The sequence below is a fragment of the Martelella sp. genome (assembly GCF_984369615.1).
In genome coordinates this window covers 1-5,179 of the sequence record NZ_CFHTCS010000312.1, presented here as the reverse complement: position 1 = coordinate 5,179, position 5,179 = coordinate 1, and the positions used below count along the sequence as shown (strand labels likewise).

The 5,179-nt window shown below is 63.2% G+C and carries 5 protein-coding genes; 4 read left to right on the top strand and 1 reads right to left on the bottom strand.

What is annotated here, in order from left to right:
- Positions 1-728 precede the first annotated feature (728 nt).
- The 3 genes from AC5DC2_RS19030 to pcaF are packed head-to-tail and all read left to right on the top strand — an operon-like array spanning position 729 to position 3,319.
- Positions 729-1,436, top strand: a complete 708-nt coding sequence (locus AC5DC2_RS19030; RefSeq protein WP_491699607.1) for a 3-oxoacid CoA-transferase subunit A — start codon at positions 729-731, stop codon at positions 1,434-1,436.
- Complete coding sequence (locus AC5DC2_RS19025) at positions 1,433-2,116, top strand: 3-oxoacid CoA-transferase subunit B (protein ID WP_491699606.1); 684 nt, start codon at positions 1,433-1,435, stop codon at positions 2,114-2,116. The genes AC5DC2_RS19030 and AC5DC2_RS19025 overlap by 4 nt, the downstream gene beginning before the upstream one ends.
- 3 nt (positions 2,117-2,119) lie before the next feature.
- Positions 2,120-3,319 carry a 3-oxoadipyl-CoA thiolase gene (pcaF, locus tag AC5DC2_RS19020; RefSeq protein ID WP_491699605.1) on the top strand — a complete coding sequence of 400 codons (1,200 nt, stop codon included), beginning with the start codon at positions 2,120-2,122 and terminating at the stop codon, positions 3,317-3,319.
- Between the two features lie 98 nt (positions 3,320-3,417).
- On the opposite strand, the gene pobA is transcribed toward pcaF, so the two are convergent.
- The gene (gene pobA, locus AC5DC2_RS19015; protein WP_024706393.1) at positions 3,418-4,587 is read right to left on the bottom strand and encodes a 4-hydroxybenzoate 3-monooxygenase; all 1,170 of its coding nucleotides are present in this window, start codon (positions 4,585-4,587) and stop codon (positions 3,418-3,420) included.
- A gap of 193 nt (positions 4,588-4,780) precedes the next feature.
- Between pobA and AC5DC2_RS19010 the strand changes: the two genes are divergently transcribed.
- The coding region (locus tag AC5DC2_RS19010) for an SDR family NAD(P)-dependent oxidoreductase (protein ID WP_491699604.1) at positions 4,781-5,179 on the top strand (399 nt) is incomplete at its 3' end.

Below are 5,179 nucleotides of genomic sequence, written 5' to 3'. Positions count from 1 at the left end.
GCTGCCCCGCTCGCCAGAAGCAGCGTCGTGAACGCCGTGCCCGACAGGAAACGGGAAAGCGGGCGAGGCTTGTGCCCGCCATCTTTTGTCGCGCCAGGCGCAACATGACCGTTGCTGAAAGGACCCTCAGTCGAACTGCGAAAATTAGCAGACATTCCATTCCCCCGCCTTGATCGCCGGAACAGCCGCGCCGCGGCCGTCACGAATTGCCAAAGATTGCGAGCCATATACATTTATACTAATATATACTTGTATATTGCTCTATATAATCAATATACATTCCGATAATTCAATATTGCAAACTTATTTTTCTGATTTATTACTTGTTACATTGTGAAGAGTGAAACGTCGGCAGGAAGCTCGCGAGGAAGGTCTCCATCTTCCCGACGCCTGCGCGCAGCTGTGCAGGGGCGAAGGCGTGGGGCATGCCGCGTGGCAGGCTATCTCGTCCTCCTTGCCAATCGCGGCCCGCTGGTGCGGCGTCATTCACGCGGAAATGCTGAACATGGGCCATACCCGCGAAATGCCGGAGGACCTCGCCGCCGAGCGGGCACTTTCAGGCAAGGCGCGCGTCATACTCCAGAACGAGACGGGATCGGTGCGAGGCGGCCGTTCGGCTGACGCACGCCTCCGATCATCAGACGAACAAAATTCGTCATATGAACTTTCAGGCTGACTTTCGTCGCCCTCCTCCCTAAAATCCTGGAGGTCGATAGGAGGTCGACATTATGGACAAGACAATTTCGACGATTGAGGCCGCCGTTCGGCCGATTTTCGACGGCGCCACCGTCATGATCGGCGGTTTCGGCGGATCAGGCGCGCCGATCGAGCTCATTCACGCGCTGATCGACCAGGGCGCCAAGGACCTCACGGTCATCAACAACAATGCCGGCAACGGCCATGTCGGACTTGCGGCGCTGATCGAGCAGAACCGCGTGCGCCGGATGATCTGCTCGTTTCCGCGCTCGTCCAACGCCACTGTGTTCAACGAGCGCTATCTTGCCGGAAAGATCGAGCTGGAACTGGTGCCGCAGGGCACGCTCGCCGAGCGCATCCGCGCCGGCGGCGCCGGCATTCCGGCCTTCTATACGCCGACCGGGTACGGCACCGAACTTGCCGACGGCAAGCCGGTCGCCGAATTCGACGGACGGCCCTACGTGCAGGAGCGCTGGCTGAAGGCCGATTTCGCCCTGATCAAGGCGGAGACCGCCGATACCCACGGCAACCTCACCTACCGCATGGCCGCGCGCAACTTCAATCCGCTGATGGCGATGGCCGCGACAACCACCATCGTCCAGGCGAGCCGCATCGTCGCGCCCGGCGGCATTGACCCCGAACAGGTGATAACGCCGGGCATCTTCGTCTCCTCGGTGGTCGAGGTCGCCGCGCCCGCGCAGGAAGAACTCCTCACCCGGCAGGAGGCCGTCTACCCATGATTTCCGTCGACGATATCAAGCTTTCCAATGCCCAGATCGCCTGGCGCGCCGCCCAGGACATAGAGGACGGCGCCTATGTCAATCTCGGCATCGGCTTTCCCGAAATGGTGGCGAAGTTTCAGCCGGAGGGGCGGCAGGCAATCTTTCACACCGAAAACGGCGTGCTCGATTTCGGGCCCGCGCCGGAACCGGGCGAGGAGGACTGGGACCTCATCAATGCCGGCAAGAAGGCGATCACGCTGCGCCCGGGCACGGCCTTCTTCCACCACGCCGACAGTTTCGCCATGGTGCGCGGCGGCCATCTGGATGTCGCCATTCTCGGCGCCTATGAAGTGGCCGAAAACGGCGACCTCGCCAACTGGTCGACCGGCAAGGGCGGCGTTCCCGCCGTCGGCGGGGCAATGGACCTCGTCCATGGCGCAAGGCGCGTCGCTGTCGTCACCGACCATGTGACCAAGAAGGGCGCGCCGAAACTGGTGAAACGCTGTTCGCTGCCGCTGACGGGGATCGCCTGCGTCACGCGGGTCTATACCTCGCTTGCCGTCATCGATATCACCAACGGCCATTTTGTTCTCCGCGAGAAACTGGCCGCCCTGTCCTTTGACGACCTGCAGGCGCTGACCGGCGGGCCGCTTCACGTCGAAGGCGATGTTGCGGAACTCAACGTACCGGAAGTGTGATCCATGAAAGACGTCTATATCTGCGACTATATCCGCACCCCGATCGGCCGTTTCGGCGGCGCGCTTTCCGCCGTCAGGGCCGACGACCTTGCCGCGATCCCGATCCGCGCGCTCATGGAGCGCAGCCCCGCGACCGACTGGTCTTCCGTCGACGAGGTGATTCTCGGCTGCGCCAACCAGGCCGGCGAGGACAACCGCAATGTGGCGCGCATGGCCACCCTTCTTGCCGGCCTGCCGGTGGAGGTGCCCGGCACGACCATGAACCGCCTCTGCGGTTCGGGCATGGATGCCGTCATCACCGCAGCGCGCGCCATTCGCGCCGAAGAGGCGGAGCTGATCATCGCCGGCGGGGTGGAGTCCATGTCCCGCGCGCCCTTCGTGATGCCGAAGGCCGCGACGGCCTTTTCCCGCAATGCGGAAATCTACGACACGACCATAGGCTGGCGCTTCGTCAACCCTGAGATGAAGGCGCGCTACGGCGTCGATTCCATGCCGGAGACCGGCGAAAACGTGGCGGAGGACTTCTCGATCAACCGGGAGGACCAGGACGCCTTTGCCTGCGCCTCGCAACAAAAGGCCGCCCGCGCGATGGACAACGGCCGACTGGCGCAGGAGATCACGCCGGTCTCCATCCCCCAGCGCAAGGGCGAGCCGAAGATCGTCGCGCGCGACGAGCAGCCGCGCCCTGAAACGACCGTCGAGGTGCTTGCCCGTCTTCCCACGCCCTTCCGCGCCGGCGGAACGGTGACGGCAGGCAATGCCTCGGGCGTCAATGACGGAGCGGCGGGGCTCATCCTTGCAAGCGAGGAAGCCGCCGTCAGGCACGGCCTCAACCCGATCGCCCGCGTCCTCGGGGGCGCAACCGCCGGCGTCGCACCGCGCATCATGGGCTTCGGTCCGGCAATCGCGGCGCGCAAGCTGATGCGCCGGCTCGGGTTAAAGACCGGAGATTTTTCCGTGATCGAGCTCAACGAGGCCTTTGCATCGCAGGCGCTCGCGACTTTGCGCGACCTCGGCATTGCCGATGACGATCCGCGCGTCAATCCGAACGGCGGGGCGATCGCGCTCGGCCACCCGCTCGGCATGTCCGGCGCGCGCATCACCGGCACCGCGATGCTGGAACTGAAGCCGGGAGAGAAGGCGCTGTCCGCCATGTGCATCGGCGGCGGCCAGGGTATTGCCGTCGCGCTCGAGCGGCTTTGACGCATTGCACGTGAATATCGGCCCGGCTCCCGGGCATAGGAACCGGGCCGACGAAGAAAAGGCGCCGGCGGCGAAATCGACGCCGGCCCAAGGACGCCTCAGTAAGGCAGGCCCACATAGTTTTCGGCAAGCTCCCGTCGCGCCGTTTCAGACTGCGAGAGATGCAGAAGGCTCGCCTTGCGCATCTCGGCGGCAAAACTGTCCTCGCCGTCGAAGCGATGCAGCAGCATGGTCATCTGCCAGCTGAAGCGCATGGCCTTCCAGATGCGTTGCAACGCCCGGCCGGAATAGGCGTCGATGCCCGCAGGAGAGCCGGAACCGAAGCGTTCGACGAGCGCATGGAAGAGATACCAGACATCGGAGGCGGCGAGGTTCAGACCCTTGGCGCCGGTCGGCGGCACGATATGGGCCGCATCGCCGACGAGGAAGAGATTGCCCCAGCGAAGCGGCTCCGAAACGAAGGAGCGCAGCGGTGCGATGCTCTTCTCTATCGACGGTCCTGTCACCAATCGTGCGGAGACATCGCTCGGCAGGCGGCGTCTCAATTCCTCCCAGAAGGCCGCATCCGACCAATCCTCGGCCTTGTCGGAAAGCGGAACCTGCACGTAGTAGCGGCTCAGCGCCTTGCTGCGCATGGAGGCGAGCGCGAAGCCGCGATCGGAATTGGCGTAGATCAGTTCTTCATGCACCGGCGGCGTGCGCGACAGGATGCCGAGCCAGCCGAAAGGATAGACACGCTCGAATTCCCGGCGCTTCTCTTCGGGAATGGTGCGGCGGGACACGCCGTGAAAGCCGTCGCAGCCGGCGACATAGGAACAGGCGATCGCCTTGCGTTCTCCCTCATGGGTGAAGCTTACCGTCGACTGCGCCTGATTGAGATCGTCAATCACGACATCTTCCACCCCATGGAAAATCGGGGTCCCCGTGGCGTCCTGCGCAGCGTAGAGATCGGCGGTCACCTCGGTCTGGCCATAGACCATGACCTTGTGACCGGTGAGCCCGGCAAAATCGATGCGCACCTGAAGATCATTGTCTGAGAGCACACAGCCGTCATGGGCGATACCCTCGGCGTCCATGCGCTGGCCGACGCCGGCCTCGCGCAACAGTTCGACCGCGCCCCATTCGAGAATGCCGGCGCGGATGCGCGAGAGAACGTGATCGCGGCCGGCGCGCTCCAGAACGACTGTTTCTATGCCCTGGCGGTTCAGAAGCTGGGACAGAAGCAGACCGGACGGCCCGCCTCCGATGATGGCAACCTGGGTTTTCATGAAAGACCTCCTCCGTCCTCGCTGCCTCGACGTTAGCGGGACGACGAGAGACAGGAAATGCACGAAAGCGGCATTGAATGGCACTAATCATGCATTTATGCGGATCATCAAAAAATATGATATTTTCAAAACTGTTCATTGACAAAACAATTTAAAGCTGGCTCTACTTGCGATCGGGAGTTGAGGAGAATGCATGAAGATCGAAGGTGAAGTGGCGCTGGTCACGGGGGCCGCGAGCGGCTTGGGCGAGGCAACGGCAAAAAGACTTGCCGCACGCGGCGCAACGGTCGTTGCGGTCGATCTCTCGACTGAGGCCGCCGAGAAAACGGCAGCAGCCATCGGCGGTGTCGGCTATGGCGCCGATGTTTGCGATGCGACGGCCATCGAGGCGGTTTTCACCACCGTCACCGGCGCGTTCGGCGCGCCGCGGATCGTGGTGTCCTGCGCCGGGATCGGCACGGCAACGCGCATCCTGCCGCGCGACGGATCGCTGACGATCGACACCTTCGAACGCACGGTTCGGGTCAATCTTGTAGGCACCTACACCGTGATGAATATTGCCGCCCGGGCCATGGCCGCGGCCGAGCCGATC

Coding starts and splice junctions, on each gene's coding strand:
- pobA (WP_024706393.1), bottom strand. CDS start 4,587: ATGAAAACCCAGGTTGCCATCATCGGAGGCGGGCCGTCCGGTCTGCTT.
- pcaF (WP_491699605.1), top strand. CDS start 2,120: ATGAAAGACGTCTATATCTGCGACTATATCCGCACCCCGATCGGCCGT.
- AC5DC2_RS19030 (WP_491699607.1), top strand. CDS start 729: ATGGACAAGACAATTTCGACGATTGAGGCCGCCGTTCGGCCGATTTTC.
- AC5DC2_RS19025 (WP_491699606.1), top strand. CDS start 1,433: ATGATTTCCGTCGACGATATCAAGCTTTCCAATGCCCAGATCGCCTGG.